This window comes from Piscinibacter defluvii (genome assembly GCF_004011805.1).
Classification (GTDB): Bacteria; Pseudomonadota; Gammaproteobacteria; order Burkholderiales; family Burkholderiaceae_C; genus Piscinibacter; species Piscinibacter defluvii.
In genome coordinates this window covers 1-1,425 of sequence record NZ_RCHJ01000110.1, presented here as the reverse complement: position 1 = coordinate 1,425, position 1,425 = coordinate 1, and the positions used below count along the sequence as shown (strand labels likewise).

Sequence of the window (1,425 nt, the reverse complement as noted above, 5' to 3'; positions counted from 1 at the left end):
TCCTCATGGACATCGAGGCCCTCATGGCCTCCACCGACATGGGGCTGTTCGACGCCGCCCACTGAGCCCCTCCCCCCACCGAAAGGACCCCGCCGTGTACCTGCGCCCCCTCATCGCCGCCGCTGCGGCCGCTGCCTGCTTCTGCGCCGTCGCCAAGGACGGCAACGCCACCGCCGACGAGGCCACCACCATGGTCAAGAAGGGCATCGCCTACATCAAGTCCAACGGCAAGGACAAGGGCTACGCCGAGATCAGCAACAAGGCCGGCCAGTTCACCGACCGCGACCTCTACCTGGTGGTCTACGGCCTGGACGGCACGGTGCGTGCGCACGGCGCCAACGAGAAGATGATCGGGAAGAACCTGATCGAGCTGAAGGACGTGGACGGCAAGCCCTTCGTCAAGGAGCGTGTCGAGCTGGCGCAGAGCAAGGGCACGTTCTGGCAGGACTACAAGTTCACCAACCCGGTGAGCAAGAAGATCGAGCCCAAGAGCATGTACTGCGAGCGGCTGGAAGACAGCGCGGTGTGCGGCGGCATCTACAAGTGAGGCCGCGGCCCCGCCGGACGACCCCATGAAACTCTCCACGAAGCTGCTCGCCGCCCCGCTGCTGACTGCCGGTGTCGTGCTGGGCATCGGGCAGTTGAACACCTGGTGGACGACTCGCGAGGCGCTCGGCGCGCAGCAGGTCGTGCGCGACGGCTTCGAGCAGTTCCGCACCCTCAGCACGCTGCAGCAGCAGCTCGGCCAGACCCATGCCGGCGTGTACCGCAGCGTGGCGATCATGGGGTCGCTGGACGACGCCAAGGTCAAGGCCCTGCGCGCAGACCTGGCGCGCCAGGTGGCCGCGATCAAGCAATCCATCGCCGCGCTGGACGGGCAGGCGCAGGCCGGCAACGACTTCGCGACCCGGGCCGACAAGTACCTGGCACAGGCCGACATGGCGATCGACATGTCGTCGGTCGACCCGAACACCGGCATCGCCGCGCTGCGCAGCGCCGACGAGTCCTACGCCGCGCTCGGCCAGGCGCTGGCCTCGATGGTCGCGCAGCTCGACGCGCAGTCGGGCAGCGCCACCGCCACGGCCAATGCCAGCGTGCAGCGCATCTCGCTGCTGCTGGGCCTGCTGGGCCTGCTGGCCGCCGGCGCGGCGGTCGGCCTGTCGTGGCTGACCCAGCGCCGCCTGGTGGCCGACCTGAACCGCGCGGTGGCAGTCACGGGCGCGGTCGCCGCCGGCGACCTGCGCGTCCAGGTGCACAGCGACCGGCGCGACGAGGTCGGCGAGCTGCTGCGCGCGCTCGGCGCGATGGCCGGCCAGCTCGGCCGTTCGCTGGCCACGGTGGCCGACTCGGCCGGCGCGATCCGGCACGCCAGCGCGGAGATCGCCAGCGGCAACCAGGACCTGTCCGGCCGCACCGAGCAGGCCG

General features: G+C 70.5%; 2 protein-coding genes. Both read left to right on the top strand.

The features are described 5' to 3' along the window. Window positions 1-94 precede the first annotated feature (94 nt). The gene (locus tag D9C15_RS33105; RefSeq protein WP_240668691.1) at window positions 95-547 is read left to right on the top strand and encodes a cache domain-containing protein; all 453 of its coding nucleotides are present in this window, start codon (window positions 95-97) and stop codon (window positions 545-547) included. 25 nt (window positions 548-572) lie between these two features. Beyond that, window positions 573-1,425 (top strand): HAMP domain-containing protein (locus tag D9C15_RS33100; RefSeq protein WP_128003705.1); only part of this gene is annotated, 853 nt, incomplete at its 3' end.